Origin of the sequence: Xanthomonas hortorum (assembly GCF_040279205.1) — a bacterium.
Classification (GTDB): Bacteria; Pseudomonadota; Gammaproteobacteria; order Xanthomonadales; family Xanthomonadaceae; genus Xanthomonas; species Xanthomonas hortorum_F.
Genome location: NZ_JBEOLS010000006.1, coordinates 78,906 through 98,528, shown reverse-complemented (window position 1 = coordinate 98,528; position 19,623 = coordinate 78,906). Strand labels below are relative to the sequence as shown.

The following is a 19,623-nucleotide window of genomic DNA, read 5'->3' as shown; positions in this document are numbered from 1 at the left end:
GCGCGTTGGACCGTGGATCCACTCTCCTATCAGGAACTGATCGAGGCCAAGGCAGGTAAGCCAACCACCCTGAACCTGAATGACGTTGCCGTGATGGATTCGGCTGGAGTCAAAGTCCATGGCGATGACGTCATCGCATCAATGAAGCTCGACTGTCCTTTTTCTTCTGATGTCTTCGCATTAGGGCCTGTTAACACTAATGGCCCGAGCGATTAAACTATCGTGCATGGAGATCACGCCAGCACAATTTTCTCTAATCGAACACTGCCTGCCGGCGCAGCGCGGCAATGTCAGCATGACCAACCTGCAAGTGGTCAACGCCATCCTTTACGTTGCCGAGCATGGCTGCAAATGGCGCGGCCTACCCAAGCGCTTTGGCAACTGGCATACGGTCTACACACGCATGAACCGTTGGGCCAAGGCGGGTGTGCTGGACCGGATGTTCGCCCAATTGCAGAAATCCCAGATCGTGCGCATCAAAATCGAAGCAGTCTCGCTGGACTCCACCAGCGTCAAGGTGCATCCCGATGGCACGGGTGCATTAAAAAAAACGGCCCGCAGGCCGTCGGCAAGTCCCGCGGTGGATGGAACACCAAGATTCATATGGTTGCCGCAGATGCTCGAACAGCCATCACCTTTGGATTGACGCCTGGCAACGTGCATGACGCACCTGCAGGCCGCGCGTTGCTTGAACACCTGGGGCCAGTGGAGCGGCCGATTCATTTGTTGATGGACCGTGCTTACGAAGGCAACGAAACCCGCCAGTTAGCACTCGATCTTGGCTTCGTGCCGGTGGTCCCGCCGAAATCCAATCGGGTCGAGCCTTGGGAATACAACCGGCAGATGTACAAGCGGCGCAACGAAGTGGAGAGACTGTTCCGTCGCTTGAAAGGCTACCGCCGGATTTTCTCGCGCTTCGACAAGCTGGATGTCATGTTCCTTGGATTCCTCAGCTTCGTCCTAGTCGTTGATGGGCTTCGGATGTGTTAACAGGCCCTAGTACACGACCTCGTTCGCCAAGACCAACTGGTACACCAACGACTACTGCAATGCGGCCTCGGATCTGGTGTTGAACGATCCGGAAGACGGCACGGTGGAGCAGGTCAACGCGCAGCTACCGGGCGGGGTGAATCGCGGCCACACCACGGGGCAATGCCACACCACCGGCATGCGTGATCCGGCGCAGTATCTGGATGCTAGCCGCAATGCGGTGATGAACGCCAACGCTGCGAAGTAATGCGTTTTTAGCGGCGTGCAATGCGATGGCCGGCGTTTGCGTCGGCCATCGCGAAGTGTCGAGATGGATTCAGGGCCTGTCGCGCAAGAGTTGGGGCATCGCACGCTCGACATGTTCGGGTTGGAACAGCAAAACGATGCTGCAGCGCAAGTCTCGGCTGCCTTGAGGTGATTGAACGGTGTGGGTGCGTCGGCTTTTAGAGCGGATGATCTGCGGGTTTGCTGCAGGGCCCTTGCCCGCCCACCACCGCGGGACACGCCGCAAGTACGTCCATGTAGGCTCTTACGCGGCATCCATGCCGCGTAAGGTCCCGCGACGGTGAGCGGGCAAGGACCAGTGGAGATGGCCGGTGTGCGAGGTGCAAGTAATGCACGACATAAATTGTTTGAATGACGGCGCGTCCTACAGCTGCCGAATGCAGCGCGATTAACAGGCAGGCTTTCAACAAAGCAACCGACTCACTTTCTGGTGCGGTGTCCTCACCGCTTGCGGGACCGTGTGGCGGCATGGATGCCGCCACCGAGCCTACATGGACGTACTTGCGGCGTGTCCCGCGAGCGGTGAGGGCGCCGCGCACTCGACTCCCCGACGCTCTCGCCTCCATGCAGGGCTACTGTTGCGCCAACGGTTGCGACTGCGCATCGGCTCCACCGCCGAGCACCTTGTACAGGCTCACCCGATTGCTCGCTTCGGTCAGACGCAGACTGATCAGGGTCTGTTGCGCGCTATAGAGCGTGCGTTGCGCGTCCAGCGCCACCAGGTAACTGTCCACACCATTGCGATAGCGCGCATCCGACAGGGTGAAGCCGCGTTGTGCGGCATCGACCAGGGCGCGTTGCGCGTCCATGCGCTCGTCCAGCTGTGTGCGTTCGGCTAGTGCATCGGCCACTTCGCTGAAGGCAGTCTGGATCGCCAGTTCGTACTGGGCTACGGTGATGTCTTTCTGCAGCTTGGCCACGTCCAGTTCGGCCTTCAAGGCGCCGGCACGGAAGATCGGCACGCTGACGCTGGGCGAGAACGACCAGGTGTGGTCGCCCTCGAACAGGCTGGACAAGGCATCGCTGCCGCGCCCGACGTTGCCAGTGAGCGAGATGGTGGGGAAGAACGCGGCGCGGGCGGCGCCGATGTCGGCATTGGCGGCCTTGAGGGTGTGTTCGGCCGACAACACGTCCGGGCGCTGCAGCAGCACGCGCGATTCCAGCTGGGCCGGTAGCGGTGCCAATGCCACACCGGTATCGATCGCATCGGCAGCCGGCAACAATGCCGCTGGCACCTGTGTGCCGGCGACCAGATTCAGGGCATTGCGTGACTGCGCCAGCTGGGTGGTGAAACTGGCCACATCGGCACGCGCACTTTCCACACTGGTCTGGATCTGCGCCAGATCCAACCCGGAGACGATGCCGTTATCGTGTTGCAACTCGGTCAGGCGGAGCGTCTTGCGTTGGCTCTCCAGCGTCTGCTGGGCAAGCGCCAGCCGCTGCTGATCGGCAGCCACGGTGAGCCAGCCGCTGGCCACTTCGGCCACCAGGCTCAGACGCGTGCTGCGCTGGGTCTGCTCGCTGGCGAGATAGGTTTCCAGCGCCTCGTTCTTGAGGCTGCGGATGCGCCCGAACAGATCCAGCTCCCAACTGGTGATGCCCACTTGCCCGGTGGCGCTGCGGATGATCTGCGGCGCACCGGTGAAACTGGTCGCTGCCGCAGCACGTTGCGCACTGTGCGAGACGGTGACATCTACCGCCGGGAACAGGTCCGCACGTTGAATGCGGTACTGCGCACGCGCCTGTTCGATGTTGAGCACCGCCACGCGTAGATCGCGATTGTTGTCCAGCGCCAGTGCGACCACTTGCTGCAGGCGTGGGTCGACCAGCACTTGCCGCCAATCCAGCGCAGCTGCACTGGACGTAGTGCTATCCGCGCTGCCGGTGTCGCCGACAACGCTGGGCACCGGCGCATCCGGGCGTGCATACCGCGGCGCCATGCTGACGCAGCCACTCAATGCGATGGCACAGGCTACCGCCAGACTTACGGACAGGTTGCGCTTCACGGGGTCACCTCGGACGTACGGACGACGGTGGAGTGATCGGCGGCTTTACCCGGAAACAGGCTGCGCACCATCACGTAGAACAGCGGCACGAAGAAGATGCCCAGCAACGTGGAGGCCAGGGTGCCGCCGAGCACGCCGGTGCCCAGCGAATGACGCCCACCGGAGCCGGCACCGCTGCTGATCACCATCGGCAGCACGCCGAGCATGAAGGCCAGCGAGGTCATCAGGATCGGGCGCAAACGCATGCGGGCGGCATGCAAGGTGGCTTCGATCAACGGCTGGCCTTTTTCTTCCAGTTCTTTTGCAAATTCCACGATCAGGATGCCGTTCTTGGCGGCCAGCCCCATCGTCGCCAGCAAGCCCACCTGGAAGTAGATATCGTTGGACAGATCGCGCATCCAGGTCGCCAGCAGCGCGCCGACAATGCCTACCGGCACCGCCAGCATCACCGAGATCGGGATCGACCAGCTCTCGTACAGCGCCGCCAGACACAGGAACACGAACACCAGCGACACCGCATACAACATCCAGGTCTGGGTGCCGGCGGCCTGCTCCTGATACGACATGCCCGACCAGGCGTAACCCACGCCCTTGCCCATTCCAGCAACTTCGCCGGCCACTGCGGTCATCGCATCGCCCGAGCTGATGCCCGGTGCGGCGCTGCCGGTGATTTCCATCGATTCGCTGCCGTTGAAGCGCGTCAGCACTTGCGGTGCGTACGCCCAGGCACTGCTGGCGAAGGCCGAGAACGGCACCATCGCGGCGTCGCTGTTGCGCACGTACCAGCGGTCGATATCGCTGGGCAACATGCGTGCAGATGCTTCGCCCTGCACGTACACACGCTTGACCCGGTTGTTGTTGAGGAAGTCGTTGACGTAGCGCCCGCCCATCACCGTGGACAAGGTGGTGTTGATGTCGGCCGCAGCAACGCCCAACGCGCCGGCCTTGGCGTCGTCGATCTGCACGCGGTAGGTGGGCGCATCGTCCAGCCCGTTGAAGCGCACTGCACTCAGGCTCTGATTGCCGTTGGCCAGCTGCAGCAATTGCTTGCGTGCTTCCACCAAGGCCTCGTGTCCGTTGCCGGCGGCATCCTGCAACTGCAGGGTGAATCCGGAGCTGGTGCCCAGCCCGTTGATGGCCGGTGGCGTCAACGCAAACACCTGCGCATCCGGCAACGTCATCATCATCGCGCCGGTGATGCGTTGCGCCACTTCCTGCGCCGAGCCGTCGCGGTCGGCCCAGTCCTTCAGACGGATAAAACCCATGCCCGAGTTCTGGCTGCTACCGGCCAGGCTGAAACCGGAGATGGTCATGATGCCCTGCACTTCCGGTTGCTTGAGGATGAACTGGGTGGCCTGGTCGATCGACTGCTGGGTACGTTGCTGCGTGGCGCCGGCCGGTGCGCTGAACATCACCATCAGCATGCCCTGGTCTTCTTCGGGCAGGAACGCGCTGGGCAGGCGCCAGAACAGCAGGCCCAGCACCACCAGCAGCACCACATAGATCAGCGAGCCCAGCTTGCGATGGCTGACGATGCGCTCCACACCGCGCCCGTAGCTGTCGGTGCCGCGATCGAAGCGCGTGTTGAACCAGGTGAAGAACCTGCCCAGCACGCCCTTGCGCGAGACATGGCCGCCCTTGTCGATGGGCTTGAGCAAGGTAGCGCATAGCGCAGGGCTCAAGGTCAGTGCGACCACCAGCGACAGGATCATCGCCGCGGCAATCGTCACCGAGAACTGCCGATAGATCTCGCCGGTGGCACCGCCGAAGAAGGCCATCGGCAGGAACACCGCCGTGAGCACCAGCGCGATACCGACCAACGCGCCGGTGATCTGGCCCATCGAGGTATGCGTGGCCTCTCGCGGCGACATGCCCTGCTCGGCCATCAGCCGCTCGACGTTTTCCACCACCACGATGGCATCGTCGACCAACAAGCCGATCGCCAGCACCATCGCGAACATGGTCAGCGTGTTGATCGAAAAACCCAGCAGCGACAACACGCCGAAGGTGCCCATCAACACCACCGGCACCGCGATCACCGGCACCAGCGTGGCACGCCAGTTCTGCAGGAACAGATACATCACCACGACCACCAGCACGATCGCTTCGATCAGGGTCTTGACCACTTCCTCGATGGAGATACGCACGAACGGTGTGGTGTCGTAGGCGACCTCGTACTTCAGCCCGGCCGGGAAGTACGGCTTGAGCGCGTCGAGCTTGGCCTCCACCAGTTTGGCGGCGTCCAGCGCATTGGCGCCGGTCGCCAGCTGCAGGCCCATGCCCGAGGCGGCCTTGCCGTTGAACTTGGAACTGGAGCCGTAGGATTCCGAGCCCAGCTCCACCCGTGCGACATCGCGCAGGTACACGGTGGCGCCGCTGGCATCGGACTTGAGCACGATGTTCTCGAACTGCGCCGGCGTGCGCAGCTTGCTGCGCGAGGTTACCGTGGCGTTCAACTGCTGGCCTTGCAGCGCCGGCAATGCACCCAGCGCGCCGGAGGACACATCGGCGTTCTGCGCGGCGATGGCCGTGCTCACATCCGATGGCATCAACGCGTAGGTGTGCAGTTTTTCCGGATCCAGCCATACGCGCATCGCGTATTCGGCGCCGAACACGTTGACGCTGCCGATGCCGTTGAGGCGGCTGATCGGGTCCTGCAACGAGGACACCATGTAGTCGCCGATGTCGGTGCTGTCCATGCTGGCGTCTTCGGAGGTGAAGGCCAGCACCATGAACATGCTGCCGCTGGCCGATTTGGTCACCGTGATGCCGTTGGTCTTGACCTCGTCGGGCAGCAACGCCTCGCCTTGCGATACCTTGTTTTGCACCTGCACCTGCGCGGTATCCGGGTCGGTGCCGGAGTCGAAGGTGAGCGTGAGTTGCGCGGTGCCTGCCGAGCTGCTGCTGGAGGACATGTAGAGCAGATTGTCCAGACCGGTCATCTGCTGCTCGAGGATCTGCGTGACCGAGTTTTGCACGGTCTCTGCAGAGGCGCCGGTGTAGGTGGCGCTGACCGTCACCGAGGGCGGTGCGATGTCCGGGTATTGCTCCAGCGGCAGCGAGAAGATCGAGATCGCGCCGGCCAGCGTGATGACGATGGCGATGACCCACGCGAAGATGGGGCGGTCGATAAAGAAACGAGCCATAAGAGTTCCTCAGTCGGCCTTGGGCGTGGCGCTGGCCGGCGTTGCGGGCGTTGGCTTGGCATTGGGCTTAGCTGCGGCGGGTGCACTCGGCGTCACCGCTGCGGGTGCAACCGGTGTAGGTGCAACCGGCGCCGCTGCAGCTGGTGTGGCCGCAGCGGCCTTTACTTCGCGCGTCTTCACCGGCATGCCGACCTGGATTTTCTGCAGGCCCTGCACGATCACGCTCTCGCCTGCAGACAATCCTTCGCTGACCACCCAGCGATCGCCCACTGCATCGCCGGTCTTGAGCACGCGCTGCGCCACCTTGCCGTCGGCACCGACCACCATCGCCACCGCCTCGCCCTTGCTGTTGCGGGTGACGGCCTGCTGCGGCACCAGGATCGCCTGCTCGTTGACGGCCATCGACAGCACCGCCTTGACGTACATGCCGGGCAACAGCAGATGGTCCGGATTTGGAATCACCGCACGCAGTTTCACCGTGCCGGTGGTGGCATCCACTGCGGTGTCCACCACTTCCAGCGTGCCGGTACGCGCGTAAGCGCTGCCGTCTTCCAGCAGCAACCTGACCTCGGCCTTGCCGTCCACTGCCTTGACCTGGCCGGCGTCGAGCTTGCGGCGCAACTGCAGCAGCTGCGCGCTGGATTGGCTGACATCCACATAGATCGGGTCGAGCTGGTTGATGGTGGTCAGCACATCGGTCTGATCGGCAGTGACCAGTGCGCCCGGGGTAAAGCTTGAGGTGCCGATACGGCCGCTGATCGGCGCGGTGATGCGGGTGAAATCCAGATTGAGTTTTGCGGTCTGCAACGCGGCCTTTGCGGCAGTCACCGCGGCCTCGTTCTGACGCAACGTGGCAATCGCATCATCGCCATCCTGCTGACTCACAGCATCCAGCTTGACCAGCGTCTGATACCGCTGCGCCTTGGGCTTGGCCGAGAGCACTGCCGCTTGCGCCTGCGCCAGCTCGCCCTGCGCGGAGGCATACGCGGCCTGGAACGCGGCTGGTTCGATCTGATACAGCACTTGCCCGGCCTGCACCTGCTCGCCTTCGGTAAACAGCCGCTTGCGCAGGATACCGCCCACCTGCGGGCGCACCTGCGCGCTTTGATAGGCAACGGTGCGGCCGGGCAGGGTCTGGTCCAGCGCCAGGCGCTGCACGTCCACGCGTTGCACGCCCACTTCCACTTGCCGCTGCTGCGGCGCTTGCGCAGGCGAACAGGCCGCCAGCGCGACGGTGATCATGGCGGCCAGCAGCCATTGGCGCGGTACCACGACAGAACGGGAAGAAGCGACGGAACGCATGCGGCGCACTCGGGAATGATCGGAGGATGCGCACGCTACGCTGCGAATATGGAGCAAATTTGAAGATTTGCTTTGACAGACAGTAGCCGCTTGCTTTCGAGGTTTAATGAAGTCCCAATACGGATGTGCAAGACAGACGGCGCACTTGGCGTCTGCAGTCGACGCCGCTGCAGTCGCCATTCAATGCAAGCAGTCATTTCAGCAAGCGCACGTGCGTGACCTCATTCGCAACAAGGTTCTCCCAACGTCGATGAAACTCGGAATCACCGCCAAACTCTTTCTCGCCATCCTCAGCGCCTGTATCGCGGTGCTGCTGATCAATGGCCTGGCCGGACAGCTGTTGCTCAGAAAGCAGTTTCTCGACTATCTGAGCGAGCAAGGCATCGAGCGGATGATGGAAGTGTTGCCGCGCGTGCAGGCCGATTACGCCAAGCATGGCGACTGGAACTTCATCCGCGACAATCCCGATGCCTGGTTCGTGCTGATGCGCCCGGAGCTGGCGCAAAATCTGCCACCGCGCGCGCCGCCGATCTCCGATCAGACCGGCGCAGTGTTTCGCTTCGCGCTACTGGATCGCGATTACCGCGTGATCATCGGCAACCCCGATGTCAGCCGCACCGACACGCTGCGCCCGGTGGTGGTGCGCGGGCAGACGGTGGGCTGGATGGGCATGCTGCCGTTCGAGAAAGTGCTGACCGCCAACGACGCACGCTTCTTTCAAGCCCAGCAACGTGTGTGGTGGACAGTGGGCGCGGCATCGATCGGTGTCGCTGCGCTGTTTGGCTGGCTGTTGTCGCGCACCTTGTTGCGCCGCCTGCGTGGTTTGACCGTGGCAACCCATCGCCTGGCCGCCGGCGACTACGGCACGCGATTGCACGCGGGCATGCGCGATGAACTCGACCAGCTCGCGCGCGACTTCAACCAGCTGGCACAGGCACTGGACAACAACGAGCGCGCACGCCGCGATTTCATGGCCGATGTCTCGCACGAACTGCGCACGCCACTGGCGGTACTGCGCGCCGAACTGGAAGCGCTGCAGGACGGTATCCGGCCGATGACGCGTGAGTCGCTGACCTCGCTGCATCAGGAGGTCGGCCAACTCGGCAAGCTGATCGAAGATCTCTACGACCTGTCGCTGACCGATGTGGGCGCGTTGGCGTATCGGCGCGCGCCGATCGATCTGAGTGTGGTGTTGCAATCCACACTGGCCGGCATGCAGATGCGCATCGCTGCAGCGGGGCTCACGCTGCGCGCCGACGGCATCGATGCGCCACTGCACGTCAACGGCGATGAGCGCCGCCTGCAGCAGTTGCTCTCCAATCTGCTGGAAAATTCGTTGCGCTATACCGATGCCGGCGGCCAACTCGTTGTGCACTGCGCACGACGCGGGCATGCAGTGGAAATCGTGGTGGAAGACAGCGCGCCCGGTGTGCCGGCAGACAAGCTGGATCGCCTGTTCGAGCGCTTCTATCGCGTGGAAGGGTCGCGCAATCGCGCCAGCGGTGGCAGCGGGCTGGGCCTGGCGATCTGCCGCAATATCGTCGGCGCGCACGAGGGCGAGATCCACGCGACCGCTTCGCCATTGGGCGGCCTGCGCGTGACGCTGCGGCTGCCGGCATTGGAGGCGTAATGGACACCCAGACCGCACCGGCCGCACATGTGCTCATCGTCGAAGACGAACCGCGACTGGCCGCGGTGCTGGGCGAGTATCTGCACGCGGCCGGCTATTCGCATCATTGGGTGGCCGATGGCGCGCAGGCGATCGCAGCGTTTCGCGCGCAGGCGCCGGATCTGTTGTTGCTCGATCTGATGCTGCCAAATCGCGATGGCCTGGACATCTGCCGCGAACTGCGCAGCCTCAGCACGGTACCGGTGATCATGGTGACTGCGCGCGCCGAAGAGATCGACCGCCTGCTCGGGTTGGAGATCGGCGCCGACGATTACATCTGCAAACCCTTCAGCCCGCGCGAGGTGATCGCGCGCGTACGCGCGGTGCTACGCCGGCACCGGCATGATCCCAACAGCGAGCCAACGCACGGCCTGGTCATCGACGAGGCCGCCTGCCGGGCCAGCGTGGCCGGACGCGACCTGGATCTCACGCAGGTCGAATTCCGCCTGCTACGTACGCTCTCCGCGTCGCCGGGCCGCGTGTATTCGCGCGAACAGCTGATGGACCGCGTGTACGTGGACCACCGCATCGTCACCGACCGCACCGTGGACAGCCATATCAAGAATCTGCGCCGCAAACTAGCCGATGTGGGCGGCGAAGAGTGGGTGCGCTCGGTGTACGGCGTGGGCTATCGCTTCGAGTATTTACCCACCGAGGCGTAATCCCCGCTCCGCCCTTGGTAGGAGCGCGCCCGCGCGCGACGCTTTACCGATAACCCATCAACGACAGGCAGGTGACACCCATCACTCACACCTTCAACCACCGCGTGGAAATCGCCACGCCCACCATCAGCACCGCAACGCCGATCAAGGCACCGACCAGGCCAATGCCGTGGGCGGCGAACCCGATCAATGCCGGCCCGGCCAGAATGCCGGCGTAACCCAATGTCGTGACTGCAGTGATGGCGATGCTCTCCGGCATGCGCGTCTGGTTGCCGGCCAGCGAGAACAAGGCCGGCACGATATTGGCGCAACCCAGCCCCACCAACACGTAACCGGCCAACGAGGCCTGCCACGGGCTCACCAACGTGAGCACCAGAAAACCCGCACTGGCCAGCAGCGCGCCAAGCACGATCGAGCGGATGCGCCCCAGCCGCTCCACCACCGAGTCGCCCAACAGACGGGTCACCGTCATGGTCAACGCAAACGCCACATAGCCCAGGCCGGCGGTGCTCGGGTTGACCTGGTGCACATCGGCCAGGAACACCGAGCTCCAGTCCAGAATGGTGCCCTCGGCCAGAAACACCACAAACGCCAGAATGCCGATAAACAGCACGATGCCCTTGGGCAGCGCGAGTAACGGCCCCTGCTGTGAGATGCGCTCGGCACGCCAATGCCGGACGGACAGTGCACCGACAAGCAGCATGGCAATCACACCGGCGATCGCAGCGCTCAGCGGACCAATGCGCGCCGACAACAGCAGCGTCATCGCACCGGCACCGACAAAGCCGCCGATGCTGAAAAACGCATGGAATCCGGACATCATCGCGCGCTTGGCATCGCGTTCGACCACCACCGCCTGCATGTTCATCGCGCAATCCATCGCGCCCACGCCGGCGCCGAACACGAACAGCACCGCGCCCAGCATCCACGGGTTGGCGACAACGGCCAGAAACGGCAGGCTGATGCAGATCAATGCAGTCGTCACCGCCATCACCGTGCGAAAGCCGAAGGGCGCCGACAGGGCGCCGGCCAGCGGCATCGCCAGAAACGAGCCTGCGCCCAGGCACAGCAGGATCAACCCGAGCGCACCATCGTCCACGCCAGTCCTGGCCTTGGCGAACGGCACCAGCACCGCCCAGATGGCCGCAGCAAAGCCGGGAATGAAGAACGCTGCGCGCGTGGCGTGTTGTTGCGCGCGAGCGCTGGAGATAGGTGCAAGCGACATGCAAACAATTCCGATAGGAGCGGCGAACAGAAACGGCAACGGGGCCGCCAAGCCGGCGCTCGCTGGTTGAAGCGTGGCGTGACCACTGCTCCACCACGCTTGCTGTAACCGTCCCTGGCCGATGGGATGAGACGCATCAACCGCTAGCGAAACACCACCGTGCGATGGCCATTGAGTACCACGCGATGTTCCACATGACGACGCACCGCACGCGCAAGCACCAGCGATTCGGTATCGCTGCCCAGCCGCACCAGATCGCGCGGCGTCATTGCGTGATCCACGCGCGCCACGTCCTGTTCGATGATCGGGCCTTCGTCCAGGTCTTCGGTGACGTAATGCGCGGTGGCGCCGATGATCTTGACCCCGCGCGCGTGCGCCTGGTGATACGGCTGCGCACCCTTGAAGCTGGGCAAAAAGCTGTGATGGATATTGATCGCGCGCCCGGCCAATGCGCGGCACAGTTCCGGCGAAAGAATCTGCATGTAGCGCGCCAGCACCACCAGATCGATCTGCAAGGCCTCGACCAGTGCGAGCAATTGCGCTTCCTGCGCAGCGCGCGTGTCTGCCGTTACCGGCAGATGGTGGAAGGCAATGCCGTAAGAGGCCGCCAGCGGCGCGAAGTCGGCGTGGTTGGAGACCACCGCGGCGATGTCCACCGGCAGTTGCCGGCTATGCATGCGGAACAGCAGATCGTTGAGGCAATGCCCCTGCTTGCTCACCAGCACCAGCAAGCGCGCGCGACGGCGCGCGTCGTGTAGTTGCCACTGCATCTGGAATTCGTCGGCCAGCAGCGCGAAGCGCCGCTCCAGACCGGCGATCTCGGTGGCCTGCGGCTTGTTGAAGTGCACGCGCAGAAAGAAGCGGCCGCTTTCGTCGTCGCCGAACTGCTGCGCGTCGAGAATATTGCAGGCCAGATCGAACAACAGCCCGGTCACGCGATAGACGATGCCGGTACGGTCGGGACAGGACAGGGTAAGGATGTAGTCGGAGCGCATCTGCACAATGATAGCCAATGCGCGCAGCTGCGGGCGCGGTGCTTGCGCCCGTAACTTTTACATCCGACTCAGCGCGGCGGCAGGCGCAGCATCAGCCGCCGATTGATCTCGTCCAGTTGCGCCATCGATGCCTCAACGGAGGTTTCCATCGCTTCGTGCGTGGTGATGTGGGCGCGCAGATGCGCGGGGTCGGAGAGCTCGCCACGCACCAGGAACACGTTCTCGCCCACTTCGCCGACATGCCGGCTGAGCACCACGTAGTCCACCTGATCGAAGCCGTGCTGTTTGGCCAGCGGCAACAGACGCGCGGCCATGCGCACGCTGGCCTCGTCGGTGGGTTTGTTCAACTCGGCATCGAGCACCGCCACCGCTTCGCGGATCTGCGCGAACAGATAATGGTCCGGATGCTCGGGATGCTCCGGGCCTACCGGGCCGTGGTCGACGACCGGTGCGGCGGTCATCGTGTAGCACCGGCGCAGGCAAGTGCGCGCGGTGTGCGCTCGGTCGAACCGAGCGTGATATGCAGGTGTCGCATCGCATCCTCCCTGGAGCGGCGGCTATAACGAGCCGGCATTTTAGAAGGTCTGCTGCATGTTGGGGTGAGCAAGATGCATCGCGCATCGCCTTCAAGCGAAGCACGATGCGCGCAACCCACTCGCGCCCCTGCGCTGCGATCAGGCCACCTGCCCTGCCCGACGTGCCGAGACCTCTGCCAGCACCGCCCAGTCGGCGTTGCCGTCGCCATGCGCGATCGCCTCGTCCAGGCCGGAACGCAGCAACTCGCCCAACGGCATCGGCACCTGCTTGTCGGCGCCGGCCTGGATCGCCAGATCCACATCCTTGCGGCCCAGCGTGGCGGTGAAGCCGGCCGGCAAATACTCGCGTTGCATGATTAAGCGGCCGTAGCCCTGATACGCCGGCGCGGCGAACAAGGTGCTGGTGAGCATGCCCAGGAACTGGGTGGCCTCCACGCCGTGGCCGCGTGCCAGCGCGCTGGCTTCGGCCATGGCGCCGATCGCACTGGCCAGGCAGAAGTTGGCCGCCAACTTGACCGCATTGGCCTGCTCGGGGGTGCGGCCGATCTCCCAGGTGCGTTGGCCGAGCACATCGAACATCGGCTGCACGCGCGCCAATGCCGCCTCGTCGCCAGCGGCCAGAATGTTGAGCTTGCCGGCTTCGGCCACATCGACGCGGCCGAGTACGGGTGCGGCCACGTAGGCCACGCCGCGTTCGGCATGCAAGGCGGTCAACTCGTGCGCCAACGCCACCGAGATGGTGGCCATATTGACGTGCACGCTGCCAGCCGGCAGCGCGTCCAGCACACCGCGTTCCAGCAGGGTTTCACGCACCGCGTTGTCGTCGGCCAGCATCGAGAACAACAGCGGGCCGTGTGCAGCGTCGCGTGGTGCGTCCACCACCGTTGCACCGGCCTGCCGCAGCGACTGCGCGCGCTCGGGCGAGCGATTCCACACACTCAGCTCGAACCCGCCGCGCAGCAGGTTGTGTGCCATCGGCAGGCCCATCGTGCCCAAGCCCAGAAATCCTATCGGCATCTGTTTTCCTTATGCGATCTTGCGTCAAGAGCGGCGATCCAAACACCGGCCCGCTCTGCTTGTTTACCACCACCAGCGTAAATCAGCTGGCGAACACGCCGCGCGCCTCACGTGGCTCGCAGCGCAGATATTGCGGCGCGGGCGTAACCGAGGCACCGAGTGCAGCGGCCGCATGCCACGGCCAGCGCGGGTCGTACAGAATGCCGCGCGCCAGTGCGATGGCATCGGCCTGCCCGTCTTGCACAATCGCCTCGGCCTGCGCCGGCTCGGTGATCAGGCCCACGCCGATCACCGGCGTGTCGACCTGCGCCTTGATCTGCTGCGCAAACGGAATCTGATAGCCGGCCTGCACCGGAATCTGCTGGCGCGGATCCAGCCCGCCGCTGGAGACATGGATGTAATGCGCACCGCGTGCATCCAGCGCTTTTGACAAGGCAATGCTCTGCGCAAGATCCCAACCGCCCTCCACCCAATCGGTGGCAGAAATCCGCACGCCGATGGCGATCTTGTCCGACACCGCCGCACGCACCGCATCGAAGATGCGCAAGGTCAACCGCATGCGGTTCTCCAACGAACCGCCATACGCATCGCTGCGCTGATTGCTCAGCGGCGACAGGAACTGATGCATCAGATAGCCATGCGCGGCGTGCAGCTCGATCAACTCAAGGCCCAAACGCTCGGCGCGCTGTGCCGAGGTGACAAATGCATCGACCACCGCATCGATGCCGGCTTCATCCAGCGCCTGCGGCAACGGCTGATTCTCGCGAAACGGCACGGCCGACGCAGAAACGGTCTGCCAGCCATGCGCGTGATCCGGCGCAATCGCCTCGCCACCTTTCCAAGGCAGATCGGTGGAGGCCTTGCGCCCGGCATGTGCCAATTGAATGCCGATCGGCATCGGCGACCAGCGCCGTACCGATTGCAGCACCTCGTCCAACGCCTGCTCGGTGGCGTCGTCGTACAAGCCCAGATCGGCGTAGGAGATGCGCCCCTGCGGCTGCACTGCGGCCGCTTCCAGAATCAGCAGGCCGGCACCGGATTGCGACAAGGTGCCCAGATGGATGCGGTGCCAGTCGCTGGCGCGGCCGTCCTGTGCGGAGTACTGGCACATCGGGGCGATGACGATCCGGTTGGCAAGCGCAAGCGGACCGAAGCGAATGGGGGAGAACAGCTGGCTCAAGGGGGCATCCACAGATGACACGGGGATGCCCATTGCACTGCGCCGCGCGCGTGCGCACAACCGCTGCGATGGATCACTGCGTCATGCCGAACGCGCACTCACGTCATTGACGCCGCGCGTCCGCGGCGGGTCGACCGGCGCATGCAGGAACGCCAAGGCCTGCGCGCACGACTGCTCCACCTTCAGACTGAGCAGTTCGTCGGCACGGGTGCGCCCGAAGTTGAGCGCGGCAATCGGCAAGCCGTTTCGTGCCGCGGTCTGCACGAAACGAAAGCCCGAATACACCATCAGCGACGAGCCCACCACCAGCACCGCATCGGCCGCCTGCAGATGCGCAAACGCACTCTCCACGCGCTCGCGCGGCACGTTCTCGCCGAAGAACACCACATCCGGCTTGAGCACGCCGCCGCACACCGGGCATGGCGGCACCGCAAAACTGTCGAAGGCCACATCGTCCAGATCGGCATCGCCATCGGGCGCCTGCGCGGCCTCCAGCTCGGCCCAACCGGGGTTGGCCTGTTCGAGCAACCCCTGAAACTCGGTGCGTGGCATGCGGCGTTCGCAACCCATGCAGCGCACCACATCCAGCCGTCCATGCAGATCGATCACCGCCTGGCTGCCGGCGGCCTGATGCAGGCGATCCACATTTTGCGTCAGCAGCAGCTCCAGCTGGCCACGCGCTTCCAGCGCGGCAAGTGCGTGATGGGTGGCGTTGGGTTGCGCCAGGCCGAAGCGCGGCCAGCCGACCAGACTGCGCGCCCAATACCGCTGCCGCGTGGACAGCTCACCCATGAAGGCCTGGAAGGTCACCGGTTGCGGACGCTTCCAGCCGCCTTGCAGATCGCGGTAATCGGGGATGCCCGAATCGGTGCTGCAACCGGCACCCGTGAGCACGAACAGGCGCCGATGGCGCTCGATGAAGTCCTGCAGCACGTAGCTGTCCTGAACGAGTGCCGCAGTCATCGTGCAACTCCGGTGGCGATGAGATAACTGTGCAGCAACAGCACCAGTTGCGCCTGTAGCGGTGCAACACGCGCCGCTGGCGCACCATCTTCCAGCAGGCTTCTCAGCGGCCCGGTGATGGCGGCCATACCGATCTCGGCCACTGCCTCGCAGTCGTCGAAGCGCACATCCGAGGCAGTGGCGAGCGCAGCCGCAAACGCGTGCTGCGAGCGCTTGCGCGCCTGCGATCCCAATGCGGCGCCACCATGCAATTCGGAGATCGCATACAACGCGCGTGAGACATCCACGTGCTGCAATTTGGCCTGTACGAAGGCATGCACCAGCGCCTCGCATTGCTGCGCGAGCGTGTGCCCATGGTGTTGCGCGCAGGCCTGTTCCACCGCATGGATCACCGCCTGCAGATGCCAGTCCAGCAAGGCGGTCAACATGGCCTGACGGTTCGGGTAGTACTGGTACACGCTGCCCACCGACACACCGGCGCGCTCGGCCACCCGCGTGGTGGTGCAACCCTGCAGTCCGTCGGCCACCAAAACCTGAATGCTGGCCTGGCGGATGACATCCACGGTGGCGCGCGAACGCGCTTGCTGCGGGGATTTACGCGTTTTTTGCAGCGGCAAGGAGGTGCTCACGAATGCGAATGTACACACTGTCGGATGACACCTAGTCTGGGGGGCCTTCTTGGTGATTCCAAGGAAGCGTCTTCTGTCCAGCTCCGCGCCTGTTGCGCTGCGCGACGGTGCCGACCGCGCCTGATGCCTTCACCGTGCTGCTGGCAAGGGAGCTGCGTGGCGCAGCTTGCGATGTCCGAGCTTGGCACCGACGCGATGACACTGGAGCGGACGACTGGCTTGGTGATGCGCACCGAATGACGCACAGCCGGAAACCTGCTGCGCACGGTTGAAACCGCTTGAAAAAATGCACCACGTCACAGATCGGCATGCAGGTCCGCCAAGCTAGCGTGATCCGGTGCACACGCAACGCTGCGGAAACATGTCGCCGCGACAGTGGGCAACTCCCCCGCTGCCCCACTCCTTGCCATGCCCTACACCCACATCTGGACACGCTCCGGAGTGCGTCGTGCTGTGTCGCGTCGTCCGCTCGTCGTCATCCTTGCACTGACCCTGGCCACACCCGCATTCGCGCAGGAAACCGGCGCGCCCTCCACGCCTGCCACACGCAAGAGCGAGGACGGCATCTTCTCGCTGGACCGGATGATCGTCACCGGCGCCGGCCAGGCCCAGAATCAGTTCGACGCCTCGTATGCGATCACCGCGCTGACCGCCGAACAGATCGACAAATTGGCCCCGCTCAACCTGGCCAGCCTGATCGGCTCGATGCCCGGCATCTATGCCGAGTCCACCGGCGGTGAAGTGCAAAACGTCTATCGCATCCGCGGCATTCCCGACGAAGGCTCGTTTGCGGTCATCCAGGAAGACGGCATCAGCCCTTACCCGGACAACAACGGCTACTTCTACAAGACCGAAGGCCTGGTGCGCCCGGATTTGATGGTCGAATCGGTGGAAACCGTGCGCGGCGGGCCCTCGCCGATCTTTGCCTCCAATGCCGCGGCCATCGTCAATTTCGTCACCCGCCAGGGCGGCGACACGCCCGAAGGCGCGGTGCGCACCACCGTTGGCGACACCGGGCTGTATCGGCTCGATGGCTATTGGTCGGGCAAGCTGGCGCAGGATTGGTATCTGGCTGCCGGCGGTTTCGTGCGGCGCAACGACGGCTACCGCGATGTGGGCTTTCCGGCCGACGAGGGCGGGCAGTTCCGCATGAACCTCACGCACACGCTGGACCACGGCAAGATCACCTTCACCGCCAAGCATCTGGACGACAAGAACGCGTTCTACATGCCGATCCCGCTGTACGACCCGCGTGACACCACGCGCTCGCTGGACCCGTTGATCGACCGCTTCACCGGCACCTTGAGCACCGCGCAACTCAAACGCGCCACGATTATTTCCAGCGATGCCAACGGCGCGCCGCAGCGCGAGTTGCGCGATCTCTCCGATGGCCGTCACATGAAGTTCAATCATCTGGGCGCCAATCTGGACCTGGCTTTCGACAATGGCTGGAGCCTGTCCAACAAGGCCATCGTCAATCGCCTGGACATGACCTTCGACGCGCTGTATTCCAGCAATGCGCCGCAGGATGCCGCCGCGTATGCCAACAGCCGCCGCGCTGCCGCCACGGCAGCATTTCCCGGCCTGACCTCGCTCGGCTATGCGTACACCGACGATGGCAGCCGCTTCGACCCGGCCAGCACCGACGGCCTGGTGATCCAGGGCCAGTACCGCGCCATGAACGTGCGTGCCGATTCGTTTGCCGATGATCTGCGCCTGCATCGCAGCTTCGATTGGGGCGGCGACACCCATGACATCACGTTGGGCCTCTACGGCGCCTATTACGCCCGCTCCTACAACTCGCGCTACCAGAGCTATCTGTTCGAGATGCGGCAGAACCCGCGCACGATCGACCTGCTCGGCTACGACGCCGCCGGCAACGTGGTCGGTGGCGTGACCAAGGACGGCGTGGTGATCTACGGCGCCGACCGCACCCAGGGCAAGGCCTACACCAGCATGCTGGCGCCCTACATCGCAGACACCTGGCAGGTGACCGACAAGCTGCGCCTGGAAGGCGGCGTGCGTTACGAGCGCTACCGCTATCGCGCCTGGAGCATGCTGCGCAGCACCGGCAACCTGGGCATGACCGATACCCTGGCCGACGATGCCGCACGCCTGTTCACCGGTGCCCGCGCGCACACCGCGCTGGACGTGGGCGTGACCAACTGGACGGCGGGTTTCAACTACGACATCAACCCGATGGCCGGCATCTACGGCCGCGCCTCGCGTGCGCACCGCGCGCCCAGCGAAGGCGCCAACGAAGGCAACGTCAACATCCCCACCGCCGACCAGTTCGAGCTCGGCACCAAGCTCAACTTCGACACGCTGGACGTATTCGCCACCGCCTTCTACACCAAGTACGACCCGTACAACATCGGCACCAGCGCGGTGAACCCGCAGACCGGCGCAGCCGAATCCAAGGACTACCGCGGCAGCGTCACCAACCCGGGGATCGAACTGGCGGCCGTATGGACGCCGGCGCAGTGGCTGCGTTTCGATGCGAATCTGACCTACAACGACACCAAGGTGTCCGATCTGACCGAAGTGGTGGCCAATGGCGCGGTGGCCGTGGTCGATGTGGACGGCAACATGCCCAACCGCCAGCCGAAGTTGTACGGCAATGCGGGGCCAACGGTGTTCTTCACCACCGGCAAGTTCGATTGGGAAACCTCGTTGCGCTACGCCTATGTGGGCAAGCGCTACGCCGATCTTGAAAACACCACCGAGCTGGCCGCCTACGACACATTGGCAGCCAATCTCCTGGTACGCAGCGGGCCGTGGGATGTGCAGCTGTCGGTGGACAATCTCACCAACACCTTCGCACTGACCGAAGGCAACCCGCGCACCGACACCATCTCCGGCCAGGGCACGCGCGAGCCGATCTACGGCCGCCCGATCTACGAGCGCAATTCGCGGTTGGTGGTGACTTACCACTTCTGAGTGCGCTGACGTTGAGTGCTGTATCGCTCGATGTCAGCGCCTTACGTTCTCGATGCATCGCCTGCAGCGCGGCATACG

15 protein-coding genes and 1 pseudogene are annotated in these 19,623 nt (G+C 64.1%); 6 read left to right on the top strand and 10 right to left on the bottom strand.

The features are described from left to right. Positions 1-12: 12 nt before the first annotated feature. The 3 genes and pseudogenes from ABS769_RS04545 to ABS769_RS04535 all read left to right on the top strand — a co-directional run. Complete coding sequence (locus ABS769_RS04545; RefSeq protein ID WP_317062775.1) at positions 13-216, top strand: hypothetical protein; 204 nt, start codon at positions 13-15, stop codon at positions 214-216. 10 nt (positions 217-226) lie between these two features. After that, positions 227-990, top strand: a protein-coding gene (locus ABS769_RS04540) for an IS5 family transposase (protein WP_350498088.1) whose coding sequence is annotated in 2 segments (ribosomal slippage) — positions 227-542 and positions 542-990 — 765 coding nt in all. Because the reading frame shifts where the segments join, the coding sequence is not laid out codon by codon here. A gap of 10 nt (positions 991-1,000) precedes the next feature. Continuing rightward, positions 1,001-1,237: pseudogene (locus ABS769_RS04535) on the top strand (choice-of-anchor X domain-containing protein); the annotation flags it as partial. A 610-nt stretch (positions 1,238-1,847) separates the two neighbouring features. Here ABS769_RS04535 and ABS769_RS04530 read toward each other — a convergent pair. Genes ABS769_RS04530 through ABS769_RS04520 form a run of 3 tightly spaced genes read right to left on the bottom strand, consistent with a single transcriptional unit; the run spans position 1,848 to position 7,729 of the window. After that, positions 1,848-3,269: an efflux transporter outer membrane subunit gene (locus ABS769_RS04530; RefSeq protein ID WP_317061105.1), complete on the bottom strand. Its 1,422-nt coding sequence runs from the start codon at positions 3,267-3,269 to the stop codon at positions 1,848-1,850. Positions 3,270-3,277: 8 nt separating this feature from the next. Next, positions 3,278-6,427: an efflux RND transporter permease subunit gene (locus ABS769_RS04525; RefSeq protein ID WP_317061100.1), complete on the bottom strand. Its 3,150-nt coding sequence runs from the start codon at positions 6,425-6,427 to the stop codon at positions 3,278-3,280. 9 nt (positions 6,428-6,436) lie between these two features. Beyond that, positions 6,437-7,729, bottom strand: coding sequence for an efflux RND transporter periplasmic adaptor subunit (locus ABS769_RS04520; RefSeq protein WP_317061099.1), 1,293 nt, complete (start codon positions 7,727-7,729; stop codon positions 6,437-6,439). Between the two features lie 250 nt (positions 7,730-7,979). Between ABS769_RS04520 and baeS the strand changes: the two genes are divergently transcribed. Both baeS and ABS769_RS04510 read left to right on the top strand, forming a co-directional pair. Beyond that, on the top strand, positions 7,980-9,359 hold the full coding sequence (baeS, locus tag ABS769_RS04515; RefSeq protein WP_317061098.1) for a sensor histidine kinase efflux regulator BaeS: 1,380 nt from the start codon (positions 7,980-7,982) through the stop codon (positions 9,357-9,359). Beyond that, positions 9,359-10,060: a response regulator gene (locus ABS769_RS04510; protein WP_317061097.1), complete on the top strand. Its 702-nt coding sequence runs from the start codon at positions 9,359-9,361 to the stop codon at positions 10,058-10,060. Before baeS ends, ABS769_RS04510 begins: the two co-directional genes overlap by 1 nt. Positions 10,061-10,145: 85 nt before the next feature. On the opposite strand, the gene ABS769_RS04505 is transcribed toward ABS769_RS04510, so the two are convergent. The 7 genes from ABS769_RS04505 to ABS769_RS04475 all read right to left on the bottom strand — a co-directional run bounded on the left by ABS769_RS04505 (position 10,146) and on the right by ABS769_RS04475 (position 16,593). Beyond that, entirely contained in the window at positions 10,146-11,285 is a 1,140-nt protein-coding gene (locus ABS769_RS04505; protein WP_317061096.1) for an MFS transporter, read from the bottom strand. Between the two features lie 143 nt (positions 11,286-11,428). Further along, positions 11,429-12,280 carry a formyltetrahydrofolate deformylase gene (purU, locus tag ABS769_RS04500; RefSeq protein WP_317061104.1) on the bottom strand — a complete coding sequence of 284 codons (852 nt, stop codon included), beginning with the start codon at positions 12,278-12,280 and terminating at the stop codon, positions 11,429-11,431. Between the two features lie 68 nt (positions 12,281-12,348). Then, entirely contained in the window at positions 12,349-12,741 is a 393-nt protein-coding gene (locus tag ABS769_RS04495) for an XVIPCD domain-containing protein (RefSeq protein WP_317061095.1), read from the bottom strand. Positions 12,742-12,954: 213 nt separating this feature from the next. Continuing rightward, positions 12,955-13,833: an NAD(P)-dependent oxidoreductase gene (locus tag ABS769_RS04490; RefSeq protein ID WP_317061094.1), complete on the bottom strand. Its 879-nt coding sequence runs from the start codon at positions 13,831-13,833 to the stop codon at positions 12,955-12,957. An 82-nt stretch (positions 13,834-13,915) separates the two neighbouring features. Further along, positions 13,916-15,034 carry an NADH:flavin oxidoreductase/NADH oxidase gene (locus ABS769_RS04485; protein ID WP_317061103.1) on the bottom strand — a complete coding sequence of 373 codons (1,119 nt, stop codon included), beginning with the start codon at positions 15,032-15,034 and terminating at the stop codon, positions 13,916-13,918. Positions 15,035-15,094: 60 nt separating this feature from the next. Next, entirely contained in the window at positions 15,095-15,976 is an 882-nt protein-coding gene (locus ABS769_RS04480; protein WP_317061093.1) for an NAD-dependent protein deacetylase, read from the bottom strand. Further along, entirely contained in the window at positions 15,973-16,593 is a 621-nt protein-coding gene (locus tag ABS769_RS04475) for a TetR/AcrR family transcriptional regulator (protein ID WP_317061102.1), read from the bottom strand. The genes ABS769_RS04480 and ABS769_RS04475 overlap by 4 nt, the downstream gene beginning before the upstream one ends. Before the next feature lie 465 nt (positions 16,594-17,058). Between ABS769_RS04475 and ABS769_RS04470 the strand changes: the two genes are divergently transcribed. Beyond that, on the top strand, positions 17,059-19,545 hold the full coding sequence (locus ABS769_RS04470) for a TonB-dependent receptor (protein WP_317061092.1): 2,487 nt from the start codon (positions 17,059-17,061) through the stop codon (positions 19,543-19,545). Positions 19,546-19,623 lie beyond the last annotated feature (78 nt).

Coding starts and splice junctions, on each gene's coding strand:
- ABS769_RS04525 (WP_317061100.1), bottom strand. CDS start 6,427: ATGGCTCGTTTCTTTATCGACCGCCCCATCTTCGCGTGGGTCATCGCC.
- ABS769_RS04520 (WP_317061099.1), bottom strand. CDS start 7,729: ATGCGTTCCGTCGCTTCTTCCCGTTCTGTCGTGGTACCGCGCCAATGG.
- baeS (WP_317061098.1), top strand. CDS start 7,980: ATGAAACTCGGAATCACCGCCAAACTCTTTCTCGCCATCCTCAGCGCC.
- ABS769_RS04510 (WP_317061097.1), top strand. CDS start 9,359: ATGGACACCCAGACCGCACCGGCCGCACATGTGCTCATCGTCGAAGAC.
- ABS769_RS04505 (WP_317061096.1), bottom strand. CDS start 11,285: ATGTCGCTTGCACCTATCTCCAGCGCTCGCGCGCAACAACACGCCACG.
- purU (WP_317061104.1), bottom strand. CDS start 12,280: ATGCGCTCCGACTACATCCTTACCCTGTCCTGTCCCGACCGTACCGGC.
- ABS769_RS04495 (WP_317061095.1), bottom strand. CDS start 12,741: ATGACCGCCGCACCGGTCGTCGACCACGGCCCGGTAGGCCCGGAGCAT.
- ABS769_RS04490 (WP_317061094.1), bottom strand. CDS start 13,833: ATGCCGATAGGATTTCTGGGCTTGGGCACGATGGGCCTGCCGATGGCA.
- ABS769_RS04480 (WP_317061093.1), bottom strand. CDS start 15,976: ATGACTGCGGCACTCGTTCAGGACAGCTACGTGCTGCAGGACTTCATC.